The 17,012-nt window shown below is 56.6% G+C and carries 11 protein-coding genes; 7 read left to right on the plus strand and 4 right to left on the minus strand.

All coding sequences use genetic code 11. The annotated features are described in order from the left end of the window. Window positions 1-94: 94 nt before the first annotated feature. Window positions 95-2,296, plus strand: coding sequence for an alpha-glucan family phosphorylase (gene glgP, locus JX360_RS02295; protein WP_244348909.1), 2,202 nt, complete (start codon window positions 95-97; stop codon window positions 2,294-2,296). Between the two features lie 274 nt (window positions 2,297-2,570). Here the strand turns inward: glgP and JX360_RS02300 are convergent, their stop codons facing one another. Then, window positions 2,571-3,029, minus strand: coding sequence for a helix-turn-helix domain-containing protein (locus JX360_RS02300; RefSeq protein WP_244348911.1), 459 nt, complete (start codon window positions 3,027-3,029; stop codon window positions 2,571-2,573). Between the two features lie 191 nt (window positions 3,030-3,220). After that, window positions 3,221-6,001, minus strand: a complete 2,781-nt coding sequence (locus JX360_RS02305; RefSeq protein WP_244348912.1) for a protein kinase domain-containing protein — start codon at window positions 5,999-6,001, stop codon at window positions 3,221-3,223. 284 nt (window positions 6,002-6,285) lie between these two features. On the opposite strand from JX360_RS02305, the gene remA reads away from it, so the two are divergent. The 4 genes from remA (at window position 6,286) to JX360_RS02325 (ending at window position 9,664) form a co-directional block, all read left to right on the plus strand. After that, the gene (gene remA, locus JX360_RS02310; protein ID WP_244348914.1) at window positions 6,286-6,555 is read left to right on the plus strand and encodes an extracellular matrix/biofilm regulator RemA; all 270 of its coding nucleotides are present in this window, start codon (window positions 6,286-6,288) and stop codon (window positions 6,553-6,555) included. Window positions 6,556-6,624: 69 nt separating this feature from the next. Beyond that, the gene (locus tag JX360_RS02315) at window positions 6,625-8,610 is read left to right on the plus strand and encodes a transglycosylase domain-containing protein (RefSeq protein ID WP_244348915.1); all 1,986 of its coding nucleotides are present in this window, start codon (window positions 6,625-6,627) and stop codon (window positions 8,608-8,610) included. Further along, complete coding sequence (locus tag JX360_RS02320; RefSeq protein ID WP_244348916.1) at window positions 8,607-8,903, plus strand: hypothetical protein; 297 nt, start codon at window positions 8,607-8,609, stop codon at window positions 8,901-8,903. The genes JX360_RS02315 and JX360_RS02320 overlap by 4 nt, the downstream gene beginning before the upstream one ends. A 161-nt stretch (window positions 8,904-9,064) precedes the next feature. Beyond that, the gene (locus JX360_RS02325) at window positions 9,065-9,664 is read left to right on the plus strand and encodes a superoxide dismutase (protein ID WP_244348918.1); all 600 of its coding nucleotides are present in this window, start codon (window positions 9,065-9,067) and stop codon (window positions 9,662-9,664) included. Window positions 9,665-9,860: 196 nt separating this feature from the next. Here the strand turns inward: JX360_RS02325 and JX360_RS02330 are convergent, their stop codons facing one another. Beyond that, on the minus strand, window positions 9,861-11,528 hold the full coding sequence (locus JX360_RS02330; protein WP_244348920.1) for a serine/threonine-protein kinase: 1,668 nt from the start codon (window positions 11,526-11,528) through the stop codon (window positions 9,861-9,863). 180 nt (window positions 11,529-11,708) lie between these two features. Between JX360_RS02330 and JX360_RS02335 the strand changes: the two genes are divergently transcribed. Next, window positions 11,709-13,790: a cation:proton antiporter domain-containing protein gene (locus tag JX360_RS02335; RefSeq protein WP_244348922.1), complete on the plus strand. Its 2,082-nt coding sequence runs from the start codon at window positions 11,709-11,711 to the stop codon at window positions 13,788-13,790. Between the two features lie 124 nt (window positions 13,791-13,914). Further along, window positions 13,915-16,101 carry a glycine--tRNA ligase subunit beta gene (gene glyS, locus JX360_RS02340; RefSeq protein WP_279611178.1) on the plus strand — a complete coding sequence of 729 codons (2,187 nt, stop codon included), beginning with the start codon at window positions 13,915-13,917 and terminating at the stop codon, window positions 16,099-16,101. Here the strand turns inward: glyS and JX360_RS02345 are convergent. After that, on the minus strand, window positions 16,085-17,008 hold the full coding sequence (locus tag JX360_RS02345; RefSeq protein WP_244348924.1) for a fructosamine kinase family protein: 924 nt from the start codon (window positions 17,006-17,008) through the stop codon (window positions 16,085-16,087). The genes glyS and JX360_RS02345 overlap by 17 nt on opposite strands. Window positions 17,009-17,012 lie beyond the last annotated feature (4 nt).

The raw sequence follows: 17,012 nt of genomic DNA on the forward strand, positions 1-17,012 counted from the left end.
CCTCAGAATTGACCCAATAATTGAAACACGTTTACCAGGATCGCTCTCTCCTTCTTTTTTTCCAGCCTAAACTTTATCCCCAGGTATCTGTACTATGTCCATCGCCACCCTAGCCCCTGCCTTTCCTGAGCGTTGTCCCGTACTACCCGAGGCTCTCATGCCGTTGTGCGAGATCGCCCGCAACTATTGGTGGACTTGGAACCCGGATCACCTCACCATCTTCCGAGAAATGGATCCCGCCTTGTGGGAGAGAACCTCCCATAATCCTGTGCGCATGCTGGAGGAGGTTTCCTACCTGCGGCTGGCGGCTCTGGCCACAGATGTGAACTATTTGGCGACTCTGCAACGGATGGTGAAGTCCTATCGTGCCTACATGGCCGCTGAGGACACCTGGGCTAAGCGCACCATGAAAAGCTACAACTGGCAGCGCCCGATTGCCTATTTCTGTGCCGAATACGGTTTGCACGAGTCTTTGCCCACCTACTCCGGTGGTTTGGGCATGTTGGCTGCCGACCACCTCAAGTCGGCCTCCGATTTGGGGGTACCGATGGTGGCGATTGGATTGCTCTATCGTCAGGGCTATTTCCAACAGCGCCTCGACAACAGTGGCTGGCAAGGGGAACTCTACGAAGATTCGGAATTTGACTCGCTGCCCCTCACCTTGGTACGTGGTCAGGATGGCAACCCTCTGTTGGTGGAAGTGGCCATGCGGCAGCGGCTGGTGAAGGCCCGTACCTGGCGGGTAGATGTGGGTCGGGTGCCCCTCTTCCTACTTGATACTGACATTCCAGAAAATGATCCGATTGATCGCTGGATTACTGGCCATCTTTACGGCGGTAGCACCGATACTCGCATCGCGCAGGAGTGCATTCTCGGCATCGGGGGTGTGCGCCTGCTGCGCCAGTTGGGCTTGGATCCCTCGGTCTACCATATGAATGAGGGGCATGCTGCGTTCTTAACCCTGGAGCTGTTGCGGGAAGAAATTTCCCGAGGAACGCCCTTTTTGGCGGCAGAGCCGAAGGTGCGGGAGAAGTGTCTGTTCACCACCCATACCCCTGTGCCGGCGGGTCACGATGCCTTTAGCCCCAATGAGATGGATGCCTTCTTTGCCTCCTTCTGGCCACAACTGGGCCTGACACGGGAGCAATTTTTGGCATTGGGGGCACGTCGAACCGGGGATCCCTGGGAGCGCTTTAACATGACGGTACTGGCGTTGCGGTACGCACGGGCGGCCAATGGGGTGAGCAAGCTACACGGACGGGTATCCCGCGAAATGTGGCATGTGCTTTACCCGGAGCGCTCTGTAGATGAGGTACCGATCGGCTCAATTACCAATGGTGTTCACGCTCGCACCTGGATCTCACCCCTGTTCTGGAATCTCTACGACCAGTACTTGGGGCCCGATTGGCTAGAGCGGATATCAGACCCTGAGGTGTGGGCGCGGGTTAACGAGATCCCCGATGAGGAGTTGTGGCGGCGTAAGGCGGCCCTGCGGGAGCGCTTGGTCTCTTTTGCTCGCCACCGGGTGCTGCGATCCCGGCGTAATCGCGGGGAAGCTAACGAGCGCATTCAAGCGGTAGGCCACCTTTTGGATCCGAAGATCCTAACGATTGGGTTTGCCCGTCGCTTCAGCACCTACAAACGAGGCGATCTGATCCTGCGGGATCTGGAGCGGATCACCCGCATCTTCACCAATAAGGATTACCCGGTTCAAATCATTTTTGCCGGTAAGGCTCACCCCCGCGATGAAGGGGGTAAACGCTTAATTCAACGGGTGGTGGAATGGTCCAACCAACCGGAAGTGGCGGATCGCATCGCCTTCATCGAAAATTACGATGCCTATGTCGGTCGCAACTTGGTGCAAGGGGTGGATGTGTGGCTGAATAACCCCCGGCGACCGTTGGAAGCTTCCGGTACCTCTGGGCAAAAGGTGGGCTTTAGCGGTGGTTTAAATTTGTCGGTTTTGGATGGCTGGTGGCCCGAGGGCTACAACGGTCATAATGGTTGGGCTATTGGCCAAGAAATCGACGGTCTCGATCCGGCGGCCCAAGATGATTTGGATGCCAACTCCCTCTATGATCTGCTGGAGTATGAGGTCATCCCGATGTTCTATGACCGTGATGAGCACGGGATCCCGCGCCGCTGGGTGGCCCGGATGAAGGAGGCAATTCGCACCCTTAACCCTGTCTTCAACACCGACCGCATGGTGGCGGAATACGTGTTGAAGATGTACGAGCCTGAGCATATGTCCGCTGAGGTTCGGCCCACTTTATCGGGCTCGGCAGTGGCCGGTTAAGGGTTGTTGAGCCGCTCTGGTGAAGTGCCCGACGCTGATGCTCTGCATACAGCGCGGGCTTCTCTAATCATCCACAACAGCCTCGGAGAGGGTGGACTTGCGCCTTCCTCCCTTTGGTCTTACATCGCGTCCTAGATCAGAAGCCCCACTTCCTGAGGCCAGAATCCGCAAGCCTTCATTGCTGATATTGATTGCTCCATTGATGTCCCTATCATGCTGTTGTGAGCCGCAACCCTACCCAGAGAACCAAGAAACTTGATTGCAGACTCAGAAATCACGAAATCACTTTGACGTTTTGAGGGAACTGAACCGACTGCCGATGGCGTAAGTCTGCCGTCGGCACATGATGCTTAGATTTGCAGTTGGGGTACTTCGCTCTCCCCTCAAAGAAGGGTTGGAACGCCCGTGACAGATTCAGTACCGACGGCTGCAAGCACTGCGAATAGCATTCCTTCCGCCATTCATGCTCAACCTTCAGCGCTGGGATCTGTTTTTTCACGATGAAAGCAGAAATCTCCTTGCCGGTCGTCTTGTAGGTTTCCGTCACGACAGACAAGCAGTGATGCCACAGCCATCGGGTCCAGTCAAAATGCTTGGCTAGTAGGATGGACTGCTCATCGGCAGGATAGATGCTGACCTTGATTACTTTCAACCTGTTTCTAATGTTTCTGAGTTGGCAGAAACCAAGTATTGTGATGAGGGTCATGGTGGCCCATAGGGCAACGCTGGTCACCTAGCACAGGGTCAATCCCTTTCGCGACAGCGGTGCGGAGCACTCTAGCTCTTTTGAAAGGGGTTAGGGACACAATCGTTGTTGTCGCAAACCCGCGTTCACTTTTGGGGTGGCGCAGCCTGCCGTAGGCATTGTTGCTACGCAACACTAATGCTACGCGACATGCGACTGCGGAGCATGAAAGGGTTGTATCAATAGCCCGAGAGCCTGCCTACCCCTGCCAATGCTTCGGGATAGCCGGGGCGTAACTCCACAGCCCGTTTGTAGGAGTTTACCGCTTCTTCATTGCGGCCCAGTTGCTCCAGGATCAGACCCCGACCATACCAGGCATCTGCCAAATTTGGGCGCAATTCCACTGCTTTGTCAGAAGCACGTAGAGCCTCATCAAAGCGACGTAAGGCAGATAAAGATAGAGACTGGTTGAACCATGCCTGGTAGAGATTGCTGTTGAGTTGGGTTGCTTTTTGGCTGGCTTCAGCGGCCTTAGCAAAGTCTTGTGCCCAAATCAGGTACGCCCCCTGATTCAGCCAGGAATAGGCATTGTTGGCATCCAACTGCACAGCTCGGTTACAGACCGTCCCTGCTTCCGACTGCCGCCCCAACCCCACCAAAGCTGCACAACGTCCGGTTGCAGCCTCTGGGTGATCGGCAGAAATTTGTTGTGACCGTTCGCAGGCAGACAGCGCTTCCGGGAATTGTCCAAGTAACACAGCCGCCATACACTTCCCACTCCAGGCAGCAGCAGAATTCGGATCGGCTTCAGTGGCTCGCTCATAGGTGACTAAGGCGTCTAACCCGCGCCCGGATCCAATCAAGCTGCGACCTTGATCCAAAAGGGCAACTACATCTACTCCCGCTTGAGCGGCGGTGGGAGCTGGGGTAGGTGTGGTTTGAGGTCGAACTCCTTGTAGCAGAGGGGTAAATTGTGGAACAGGGGTTGGTGGTGGTGTTGCGGGTACAGGGGTCGGGGTCGGTTCTGGGGTTGGTGTCGGAGTGAGGGCTGGTGCAGGGGTTGGTGTTGGAACCGGGGTTGGAGTCGGGGTGGCTTCTGGTGTCGGATTTGGAGTTGAGGTCGGCGTTGGGGTGGCCTCTGGTGTCGGGGTCGGGATCGCTTCTGGAGTGGGGGTTGGCGTCACTTCCGGTGTCGGTTCTGGAGTCGTCTCTACTTCTGGAGTTGGGGGAGGCGTCGTTTCTGGGGAGGGATCCGGTTCGGGGGTTGCCGCGACCAGAGTGGGGGAGGGATCCGGTTCGGGGGTTTCAGGCCCAAAAGCGGTCTGCATGGAGAGATACCACAGTCCTCCCCCAGCAGAACCCAAGAGCACCAGGAGCAGGCCAAACAACCAGGCTCCTTTGCCAGTTGTGGGTTTGGCTACAACCCGAGTGGAAGGAGCTGGTGTCTTTTGAGCAGAGCTTGCTGGGGATCCTGGGGGGAATGTCCGTCTTGCCTGTGCAGTGGAGAGTTCGGTCTTCTGCGGTTGAGTGGGTGGGTCTGGCTGTGCGACCGGTGTGGGAGGAACAACCGAGATAGAAGAATACTGAATGGTGGCCGGGATCCCTTCTCGGGGTTCCTGCGTGGAGCTGTCTTTTGGATCAATATCGCTAACCTCTTGAACTGGAGCTGGCTGAGAAGGTTCAGAGGAGATGATTTCAGACGGCTGCTGCAAGGCATCTTCTAGCAGGGAAGGACTCTCTTCTCGCGCCGCAAATAAGGGAGTGCCGGGGGTAACAGGCCGTGAAGGGTGAGAAGCTGGAGACCCGGAAACAGGCCCAGAACCATCGGAACGGGATCCCTGTGGGCCAGACGCAGCCTGAGAACGGAGGGGTTGATTGGGTGTACCCACCTTGCCACTAGGGGCAGGGCCAGAAACAGGTTTTGGAGGAAGTTCAACCGTCGTGTCGGGGCGGGTGACTGGTACAGAAGGGGGTGCCGTATGTTTCAAAAGTTGTGTGATCCAGGTGGTGATATCCGCAACGGTTGCCCCTTCTGGGGGAGGTTGCAGCACAGCCTCTAGGGCATTGCTCAGGGCCTGCATACTGACGGGGCGTTCCTCCCGATCCTTTTCCAGGCAGGCGAAGACAATCTGTTGCAACGTCGGTGGAATCGAATGAGGCAGTTGCTCTAGGGGCAGGGGCTTAGGGGGCTGATGGTTGTGGGCATCGATCCAGGCCCAAAAAGAGTCGGTTTCGGGTTCTAGCGGAGACTGCCCCGCCAACATCTCGTAAAGCACCAACCCCAGCGAATAGATATCGGAACGGGCATCCAAGACCTTGCCGCGCAGCTGTTCGGGGGAAGCGTACTGGGCAGTACCTAGAAATCCCAAAGCCTCAGTGCCCAAGCTCAGGGTCATATCGCTTAAGACTTTGGCAATGCCAAAATCCAGCAACTTAACGGTTTCTCCTCCCTGGCCCGAGGTGGGATCCCGGACAATGTAAATATTGCTGGGCTTGATGTCGCGGTGGATCACCCCTTTGATGGAAATGCCATCCAGCTCCCGCTCAAAGCAGTGGGCATGGTGTAATCCCGCGCAAATCTGACGGGCCAAGCGCACCACCCGTTCGGGAGCCATCGGCCCCTCTTGCTTCAACAATTGGCTCAGGCTCTGTCCGACTAGAGGTGCTTCCCCCAAAAATTCCATCACCAAAAAGGGTTGATCCCCTTCGAGTCCATAATCCATCACCTTAATGATGTTGGGATGATTGCCCAAGAGAATGCTGACCTTAGCTTCAGTGGCAAATCGTTGCAACAATTGATCGTGAAGATGAGATTTAACCAGCAGCCTTTGGTGCAGCAATTTCACCGCCACTGTGGCATCGAAGCGTTGCGTATCCACCGCCTGGTAGACAGCTCCCATCCCCCCTTCACTGATTAAATGCTGAAGACGGTAGCGATCATTGAGGATGTGGTTCTCCAGATGGGGTTGCATGATCTTGACCTGAAGGGATCCGATAGAGGCAGCTTGCCTTGTGAACAATCTCTCACACGTTCCCTTTCAAGACTGGATGGAGAGATCTTTTTTTCACTTACCCGCAAGCATAATGCTGTTTTACTCACTGGGGCAGTGATCAAGGTCGCATTTCAAAACTTTGTATTTCCTACGTTTTTGTGCCTGGAGGGATCCCTGCCTGTATCATCCTGTGGGTCCCCCCAGGTTACTAATGATTCTCTTTCATCCGTAAAGATGCTGATTGGCAGTTTTATTTGCTACTTTTATGGAGATCCCGGATCCCAGCTCTGCCTACCCATGTCTACCCACTTATGGATACCCGCCTGATTAACATTGGCTTTGGCAACATTGTCGCGGCTGGACGTGTGATCGCCATTGTCAGCCCAGAGTCTGCTCCCATTAAACGCATCATCAGCGATGCCCGCGAGCGAGGTCAATTGGTGGATGCCACCTATGGTCGGCGTACCCGTGCGGTGATCATCACCGATTCCGGGCATATTATCCTGTCTGCGATTCAACCGGAAACTGTGGCCAACCGCTTCCTAACCGCCAAGCTTGGGTTGCCAGAGGAAACCGATTAGAGGATCCCTGAACCTGCCTTGCCCACAGGGAGAGACTTATAATAAGTCAGGTTTGTTGGGGTTGTGGACGTGGCGTACAGTCGCAAACAATCGGTACCGTGGGCAAAAGACCCCGCTTCAGGTCGTCTCCCCAGTCGTCCAACTCCCGGAGCACGGTTCAACGGGCAAGCCGAATATTCGCCACCCCCAAGGCCTTCTTTGCTCGCTCAAGTTGGGGGTGTAGTAGGGAATTTGCTCCTGGGATCCCTATTGCTCGGTTCCACTGCTACCGCTGCCGGGTTGGTGGGTTTGGCCATCAGCTTCCGCAATCTGCCGGATGTGCATCAACTGCGGGACTATGTACCGATTGCTACTACCCACATTGTGGATATTCGGGGTGAACCGATCGCCAGCCTGCATGGAGAAGCCAACCGGGAAGTGATCTCGGTGGAAGAAGTTTCACCGGAAATGAAAAAGGCGCTCCTAGCCATTGAAGACAGCCACTTTTACACCCACCAAGGCATCAACCCCATCAGCTTAGGGCGGGTGATCTTGGGCAGTGTGGAGGGTGGGCTTGGCTCTGCGGGCGGGGGATCCACCCTCACGATGCAGCTGGTGAAAAACCTGTTCCTAACGCCGGAACGGAGTCTCAGTCGTAAGGTGGCCGAGGCGGTGTTGGCGGTGCGGATGGAGCAGGTCTTCAGCAAAGACGAAATCTTAGAAATGTACCTCAATCAGGTGTATTGGGGGCACAACCTCTACGGCATTCAAACAGCGGCCCGGAGCTACTTCAACAAGAATGCGGCGGAGCTGAACCTAGCCGAGTCAGCCATGTTGGCCGGGATCCTGCCCGCCCCAGAAACCCTCAGCCCTTTTCGTAATCTGGAGGGAGCCAAACGGCGGCAACGACTGGTGTTGGATCGCCTGGTGGAACTGAACTGGATCACCCCCGAAGAGGCGCAAGCAGCCCGCGACCAGGAATTGACCCTGGGCCGGATCACCTCCTTTCAGAGCAATGCTCCGGCGGTTACCGATGCTATTGAGGCGGAAATTCGTCGCCGCTATGGGGAACAAGCCCTGGTGCAGGGAGGATTGCGGATTCAGTCCACCATCGATCTGCGGCTCCAACGGATTGCTCAGCGCATTGTCAATGAAGATGGCCCACGGATAGGAGCAGCTCGACGGGCCAATCAAATGGCTTTGGCAGCGGTGGATCCCCGCACGGGGTATGTCAAGGCCATTGTAGGCGGGATCAATGCGCAGCGAGGGCAGTTTAACCGCGCCACCCAAGCCTTTCGCCAAACGGGATCCACCTTTAAGCCCTACGTGTTTTACACAGCTTTGGCCACAGGGCGCTATTCACCCGGCAGCATTTTGGAGGATACCCCGATTACCTATCCGGGATCCCCGCCCTACAGCCCGAAAAACTACGACAACACCTTCTACGGTCCTCTCTCCTTTGCCCGTGCCCTAGAGCTTTCCCGCAATGTGCCGACAGTGAAACTGGCGGATGATGTCGGGATCCGCAATGTGATTGCGGCTGCTCAGGCCACAGGCATTAGCGCCGAGATGTTCCCCAACCTGGCCACAGCCCTGGGTTCTGCCAGCATTAGCCCGCTGGAGATGGCCGCTAGCTATGCGGTGTTTGCCAATGGCGGCCATGCCCTAGAGCCTACCCTCTTGGCCCAGGTGGTGGATCGCAACGGCCAAATCCTCTTTGAGGCCAAGCCCAGCCTGGAGCAGGTCTTGGATCCCTGGTCGGTGGCGGTACTGAACCAAATCCTCAAAGGGGTTGTAACCGGGGGAACGGGCACCGCTGCTCGGCTAGATGATGGGCGGCCTGTGGCGGGTAAAACTGGAACCACTTCCGACTTCCGAGATGCCTGGTTTATTGGCTATGTACCCCAGCTTTCCACGGCCATTTGGATCGGCAACGACGACAACTCCCCAATGCTGGCGGGTACCGCAGGGGGTGCTTTTGTCGCCCCCACCTGGAAACGCTTTATGACCGAAGCGCTCGAAGGGATCCCGGCCCAGGATTTTCCCAGCCCAAACCAGTTCGCCCGCCCTCGATGACTTACACCGAAGACAGGCTAGATCGCATCGAGCGCACGGTGGAGGCCAATGCCCAAGCGATTGCGCAACTGGCCGAGCAAAGTCAAGAGGTTTTGGAGAGCATCGCCAACACGGAAGAACGGATCGAAGCCGAAGTGAAGCGCTGGGATGAACGGTTTTTTCAGCTGAGCCGCGACACCCTCAACTTCACCCGCAATGCCGTGACCATCGCTGCAGTAACTGCCGTTTTGATCCCCCTGCTCAAAGATGTTGTCCCATTGGTCATTGAGCTGCTACGGGAGGGATCCCGTTAGAGTTGACCGAGAAGACCTATCCTATTGGGAGAGACCGACTGGGATCCCAAAGCGTAGTCATTCTGAGTTACACTGGGACTGCAAAGAAAGGTAACACCTCCCTCAGGTAGAAGCCTTATTTCCTTGCACTCCTTCGCACAAGACACAGAGGACAGACGATTATGGCTTTCGAACTCCCGGCTCTGCCCTACGCCTCCGATGCGCTACAGCCTTACATGTCAGCGGAGACTTTCTCCTTCCATCACGGCAAACACCATGCTGCCTATGTGACCAACCTGAACAAACTGATCGAAGGTACCGAACTGGCCAGCAAATCCTTGGAGGAGATCGTCAAGGCTACCTTCGGGGATCCGGCCAAAGCGGGTATCTTCAACAATGCGGCCCAAGTCTGGAATCACACGTTCTTCTGGGAATCCATGAAGCCGGGTGGAGGCGGCGCGCCCACAGGAGCCATTGCCGAGAAGATCAATGCCGATTTCGGTGGCTACGACCAATTTGCCGAGGCGTTCAAAACCGCTGCTGCCACTCAGTTCGGCAGTGGTTGGGCCTGGTTGGTACTGGAGAATGGCACCCTGAAAGTGACCAAAACCCCCAACGCCGAAAACCCCCTGGTGCATGGGCAAACTCCACTCCTCACCCTGGATGTATGGGAGCACGCCTACTACCTCGACTACCAGAACAGGCGCCCCGACTTCATTAGCACCTACCTAGAGCACCTGGTGAATTGGGATGCCGCCAATGCCCGTCTGGCTGCGGCTTGAATCCGCCTGTTTTGGGATCCGCTCACCGGGGATCCGATTCATGACTAACTAGCAACTTGAGGATCAATTGAAACCGCAAGTCAGCTAGAAAACCTTGACCTTTTGTAGGGGATCCCGATGACAGTCATCGGGATTTTTTGTGCTGATTTTGTTGTATCGAGTATCAATGGCAAAGTGATTGCAGAGTTTGTAGAGCCTAATCCCTTCCCAGGCGTTCCCGTTCCTCTCGCAGTTGCTGTAAGCGGCTGGGGGTAGGAGCTTCGCTAGGAACAGCGGCAGTCGGGGCAGGAGCAGGAGCACTCGCCGGATTTCTTTGTGGGAACAACGGTTGATTGAGCGGTTGGGCCGGTACGGGGGTAACAGGAGCCGCAACAGGCGGAGCCGGGGCTGGCGTAACCACAGGGGGCGGCGCTTGAGGGACAACCGGTGCAGGAACAACAGGAGCAGCAGGAAGAGGGGCCACCGGCTGAGCAGGGGTAGGGCTGGGATCCGGTTCTGGAGGCGCTTCTGTGGTTGTCTCTCCTTCAGATTCGCTTTCAGACTGCGTTTCCGATTCGGTAAGGGCGGGGTCAGGGTCATCCTCAAACACCAGCTCGCCTTCGGGATCCCGCAACAACCCTAGATCTTCTAAATCTAGGGCTTCTGAGGGATCCGTCCCGGTGGTCTCGGCTGTTTCTGGATCCGGTTCTTCGGTGGGGGTCTCTGTTCTCCCGCCCGGAGCCAACAGCAGGCGCATCCCCCAAAAGGTACCTGTCATGATGGCAACCATCAGGGCCACCCCACCCAAAATCGGCCAAGCTTTGTGTCCAAAGGCTTTACGTCCAGTTTCCTGAGGGGAAATCAGTCGATACGTGCCTTCCTGCCCATCCATCGCTGCTAAGGTACGCTCCGAAAAAATCGGGGTTGTCGGCGGTGTCATGCGAGAGATGGGGGCAATCAGGCTGGCGGTGCCCTCCAGTTGCAGGGATCCCTCCAGTTGGGCACTGAGGATTTTCATATCCTGAGGCCGCTGGTCCGGGTCTTTGGCCAGACAAGAGAGCACCACCTGTTCCAGCTCTACCGGAATGGGGTAGGGCAGAGCGGAGCGGTCAAAGGGTTGAGGAGGCTGGTGGTTGTGGGCGTCATACCAACCGGGGAAAGAATCGGTTTTGGGTCGCAGGGGCTGTTGCCCAGTTAACATGCGATACAGCACCACCCCAAACGAGTAAATGTCAGAGCGGGCATCCAATTCTTCTCCCCGCACTTGCTCGGGCGAGGCATAGCGCACGGTTCCCAAAAAACCGGTGGTCTGGGTGCCAAGGGCAATGGAAACATCGCTGAGCAGCTTGGCAATACCGAAATCGAGGATTTTGATGGTTTCGCCCAAGGTTTCGTCTTTGATGGCAAAGATATTGCTGGGTTTGATATCCCGATGGATGACTCCTTTAATCGCATGGCCATCTTGATTGGTCTCTAGACTGTGGGCATAGTACAGACCTGCGCAGACCTGCCGCGCGATATTGACCACACGGTTGGGGGGCATGGGTTTGTACTTGAGCATCAGCTCACCCAAGCTGTGGCCGGTCAGATACTCCATCACCAGATAGGGGTGATTGCTTTCCAAGCCATAGTCGAGCACTTTGACAATGGAGGGATGCTCCCCCAGCAAAGTGCTGATGCGGACTTCCTGCCCGAACCGCTTGCGCAATTGCTGCTGAGTCTTCTCGTCTCCAGCCAAGTTTTGGTGCAAGAGCTTCACCGCCACTGGACGATTAAACAGGCGTGTGTCGATTGCTTTAAACACTTGGCCCATGCCACCCGCTGAGATGCTTTGAACCAGTTGATAGCGCTGACCGATCAACTTCCCAGGAGCAAGCTGGTTCATAAGCGGCAGAGGAGCTTTTACCCTCCGATTCTAATGCGTGCGGCTACTAGACGGTCTGTATTCTGCCTGACGGTCTTTTCAAGGTGTGAATGGACGGTTAAAAGCCGCTTGTAAGAATCTGATAGACTCATGCGGGCACTTTGTCCCGTTCGGGTGTATTCGCTGTTTGTCAGGTGATCTATGTTTGCCAAGTTCGCCAACTGGACCCAGATGCATGGGGATCCTCTGGCAGTAGCCATTGGCCCGGTGGAGAATCCGGTGCTGGTGTTTTTGATCATCATGACGATCATGCTGGTGGCCCCCTTGCTGTTTGAGCGGGTACGGTTGCCGGGGATCATCGGGTTGATCTTGGCCGGCTTGGTGGTTGGCCCCTACGGCCTGGGCATCCTGCAGCGGGACGACACCATTATCCTGCTCGGCACAGTGGGGCTGTTGTTCCTCATGTTTATGGCTGGGTTGGAAACCAGCCTGGAGGATTTGAAGTTGAATGCGGGCAAGGCCAGTATTTTTGGTGCCCTCACTTTTTTGTTACCAATGCTGATTGGCACCGGGGCCATGCTGGCGCTGGGTTACAACTTTTTGGCGGCGGTGCTGGTAGCCTCCTGTTTTGCCTCCCACACCCTGATTGGCCTGCCGATTGTCTCGAAGCTGGGTTTGATGCGCCTACAAACGGTGACCGCAACCCTGGGGGCAACCCTGATCACCAATGTTTTGGCGCTGTTGGTGCTGGCGGTGGTGGTGCGGGCCCATCAAGGGGAACTGACGCTGCAATTTTGGCTTACCCTGATCCCTTTGCTCACCCTCTACACCTTTGCCACCCTCTGGGGAGTTCCGAAGCTGGGAGGTTGGTTCTTTCAGCGCTTCGGGCACGATGAAGGGGCGGAGTTTACCTTCGTCATCGCCACCCTATTTGTGGTGGCCTATGGGGCAGAACTGATTGGCATTGAGCCGGTGGTGGGAGCCTTTCTGGCGGGTACCGCCATTACGCCGATCATCCCGCAGCTGAGTCCGCTCATGAACCGGATTCAGTTCATTGGTAATACCCTGTTTGTGCCCTTCTTTTTGATCTCGGTGGGGATGCTGATCAACCCCGGCATTCTGTTGGGGGAGCCGCGATCTCTGCTAGTGGGGGGGGTGATGATCGGGGCGGAGGTGGTGAGCAAGTTTGGGGCTGCTTGGATCCCGGCACAACTGTTTGGCTGGCGCTTCTCTAGCACGATGGTGATGTTTGGCCTGTCAATGGCTCAGGCGGCGGCAACGCTGGCGGCAATCACGGTGGCCTTTGAGGTGGAGCTGGTGGATGAGCTGACGGTGAATGGCACCATCGCCATGATCCTGGTCACCTGTGTTGCTTCTCCTTGGATTGTCGCCCGCTGGGGGGAACAAATGCAGCCGACGGAAGTGCTGGCAGAATCGACGGAATTACCGAAGCCTCGATGGGGAAGCCGGGTCTTGGTGCCGGTGGCCAACCCGGATACCGAGAATAATCTGCTGCGGCTGGCTTTAATTCTGGCCAAAAAAGAGGGTGGAACGCTGCTTCCCCTCCATGTGCTGGTGGATCGCACCGGCATTTCACCGGGAGCGCTTTCCCAGCAGGAGCAGTTGTTGGCTTTTGCAGAAGCCTTTGCTCACAGTGCCCTGACCCAGGTGGAACCGATTCGGCGGGTGGATGACTCTATTGATAAAGGGATCGTCCGCTCGGCAGCAGAACGGCAGGCCAGCTTGGTGGTGCTGGGGTGGAAGGGCTACTCCACCTATGCAGAGAATTTTTTCGGCAGTGTCATCGATGCAGTAGTACGGCAGGCCGGGATCCCGGTGCTGATCACCCGCTTTCCGGTGGCGATCGAAATGACCCGACGCATTCTCTTGGCTGCTGCTGAGCCGGAGGTATCTGCCCGTTCCCTGCAGGAGACGGTGGGATTGGCGCAAACCTTGGCCAACGAGTTGAAAGCCGGTCTGCAGGTTCTCTTGGTGCAAACCCGACCGGGAGGGGAACGAGCAGTTCCTAAGCCGAAGTTGGACGAAACAGACTTCCCGAACTTACCGATTCAACGGGTGCAGGGGGGTGTGGTGGCGGAAGTTCTCAAGGCACTGCAGCCGGGAGATCTGTTAATGTTGATCCCCAGCGAAGGTCGCAATCCATCCCGCTTAGGGCGAGAACCGGAGATCATCGCCCGCAATCGACCCACCCTTTCCATGATCGTGGTACATGTGCCACGGGATCCCGCCCATCGGGTGCCGACGGAGCAAAGCTGGTATTAAAGCTGGTATTGAGTGAGGCATCTTACCTGAACTGCTGCCCCAGCCCGCCTGCTAGACTAAGATGTCCTGAATTTTGGGGCAAAGAATCCGTGATCGTCACACAGTTGGGATAAATGGGATAGCTATGGTTGCCTATTTGCTGGAAGTCGGCTGCGAAGAACTCCCGGCCAGCTTTGTGGACTCAGCTTTGCAGCAGTGGCAAACCGGGATCCCGGCCTCTTTGACAGAGGCTCATTTGCAAGCAGAGCAGATGCAACTTTTTGGAACACCACGCCGCTTGGCCGTTTTGTTGCAGGGATTACCGAATCAACAACCGGATCGCACCCTAGAAGTCAAAGGCCCGCCTGCCCAGATCGCCTACCAAGATGGCCAACTCACCGCCACCGGCGAGAAATTTGCCCAGAAGCAGGGGGTGGATCCCGGCAGTCTTGAGGTGCGGCAGGTGGGCAAGGGATCCTTTGTGTTTGCGGTGCAGAAGGTGCGGGGACGACCGACGGCGGCAGTGATTCAAGAGTTGGCTCCCAGCTGGATTACGGGGCTGAGCGGCGAACGGCTGATGCGCTGGGCCTGTGGGGATTTGAAGTTTCCCCGTCCGATTCGCTGGTTGGTGTCTCTCTGGGATGATCAGGTGTTGCCCTTGTTGTTACCCACCCATGAGGGGAATACCAAGCCGGGATTGGTGGCAGGACGGGTTAGCCAAGGGCACCGGGTTTTGGGGCCAGGAGCGGTCATCCTGAAGCAAGCCGAGAGCTACAGCGAGCAGATGCAAGCCGCAGGGGTGAGTCCGGATCCGGCGGTGCGGCAGGCATCCATTCAGACAGAGGTGGCCAAGCTGGCGACCCAGGTGAATGGAGAGGCCCAGATCCCCCCCGCTTTGCTGCGGGAGGTGGTGCAATTGGTGGAATGGCCAACGGCAGTCTTGGGGCGGTTTGAACCGGAATTTCTCCGCTTACCGGCTGCGGTGATCGAGACGGTGATGATCACTCACCAACGCTACTTTCCAGTCCGAGATCGACGGGATCCCCAAAAACTGTTGCCCTACTTCATCACCATCTCCAACGGTGACCCTGAACAGTCGGAACGAATCGGGGCAGGCAATAGCCGCGTGGTGCGGGCGCGATTGTCGGATGCTCGCTTTTTCTACGAAGAAGATCTGCGGATCCCGTTGGCGGAGAAAGTGGATCGTCTTAAGGCCGTTACCTTTGCGGAAGGGCTGGGATCCATGCGGGACAAGGTGGAACGCATCCGCCAGATCAGCCGCCAGATTGCCCTAGCCTTGAACCTAGAACCGCAGGATCAGGCGCTGGTGGATCGCACCGCCCAACTGTGCAAAGCAGACTTGGTTACCCAGATGGTGTACGAGTTCCCAGAGTTGCAGGGGATCATGGGGGCCGACTACGCCCGTCAGGATGGGGAACCGGAAGCCGTAGCAGACGGGATCGAGCAGCACTACTGGCCTCTGGGGGCGGGAGAGGCTCTGCCTACAACCTTGACGGGTCGAGTAGTGGGTTGGGCGGATCGCCTGGATACGTTGGTGGGCATGTTTCGCTTGGGGCGGATCCCGACTGGATCTTCTGATCGGTTCGCTTTACGGCGGGCGGCCAATAGCTTGGTGTTGATCGCTTGGGATGCTGAGTGGGCATTGGATGTGAATCAGCTGCTGCAGAGACTGGTTCAGGAGTATGCGGAGGGCGATGCCGATACCCTGAGAGCGCTGCAGGAGTTCTTGGCCCAACGGCTGCAAACCCTTTTACAGGAGGAAAAACAGATCGATTATGATCTGGTCAGGGCAGTGTTGGGGGATCCTGAATCCCTCAGGCTTTCAGATGGGGACTCCGTAAAGTCAGAACAGTCCGATCTCCCTTTGCGAGCCTTGAGCAATTTGCCGCTGACTCTCTTGCGCGCTGAGTATCTGCAACATCTGCGGGCAACCGGGGAATTGGCAGATCTGTACCCCACCTTGAATCGCTGTGCCCGGCTGGCGGCGCAAGGTAGCTTAGACTATGACGTTGTGGATCCAGCGGCAGTGATCGATCCCCAACAGTTGCAGGATCCGGCAGAAATTCAACTTTACGAAGTCTGCCAAAGGATTTACCGCCGCGGTGTGGAGCCCGCCCTTCAGGGAGACTTTACCCCGTTGGTGGAAGCCCTGCAGGAAGCAGCCCCGCAGGTGGCACAGTTTTTTGAGGCAGTTTTGGTGATGGATCCCGATCCTGTCCTCCGAGCCAATCGCCTTAATTTGCTAGGTTTGCTGCGCAACCAGTCCCGCCTTTTGGGAGATATGGGGGCCGTTGTCATGCCAGGAAGCTAAGGCACTGCTGCAGGGCTCGGCTAACCGAACCCATATAGCCTTCTCCAAACAAGTTGAGATGGTTAAGCCAGTGGTAGAGCTGGTAAAGAGGTTTGCGTCTGGGGTAGCCCGGATCCAAAGGATAGGCCCACTGATAGGCTTGATAAAACTCCGCCGGGAAACCCCCAAACAATTCCGTCATTGCCAGATCCGTCTCCCGATCCCCGTAGTAGAGGGCCGGATCAAAAATGACTGGCGTTCCATCCGGCAGAGCCCCATAGTTGCCGCCCCACAAATCCCCATGGAGCAAGGCCGGATCCGGTCTGTAGCCCTGGAAAAATGCCTCCAGCTCCGCCATCACCCTTTCTACTTGGGTGACCCACTGACCGCGATAGCCCTGTTGACAAGCCAGCTTCACCTGGTAGAAGAGCCGATGCTCTCGATAAAAGTCCAGCCAATCCTGTTCCCAAGGGTTCATCTGGGGCGTTGAGCCAATCGTGTTGTTGCGCTCCCAGCCATAGCGACCATTGGGGGAGAGGGTGCGGTGCAACTGGGCCAACTGGGATCCCAGTAAACTGGCGGTCTGGGGACGCGGTGAGGTCAAATCCAAGTACTCCAACACCAGATAGGCTTGCTCTTCAGCGGATCCCCAGACCAAGGGTTGGGGCACCCGAATGGCATTGGCAGCGGCCAAGGTTTGTAATCCGGCGGCTTCGGCAGCAAACATCTCCAAGGCCCCCATCACCCCAGCTCTGCCTCCACGGGCCAACTTGACAAAGTAGTCTTTTGGGTAGTCTTTTTGACCACAGGAAAGCCGATAGGTGGCGTTGATGCTGCCACCACTGACAGAGCGATACTGCAAGGTTTGCAAGGGATCCCCTGTCGCTTCCGACAGGTGCTGAGCAATGGCTTGCCAAATGGGCTGCATAAAA

This window comes from Thermostichus vulcanus str. 'Rupite', from assembly GCF_022848905.1.
GTDB lineage: Bacteria > Cyanobacteriota > Cyanobacteriia > Thermostichales > Thermostichaceae > Thermostichus > Thermostichus vulcanus_A.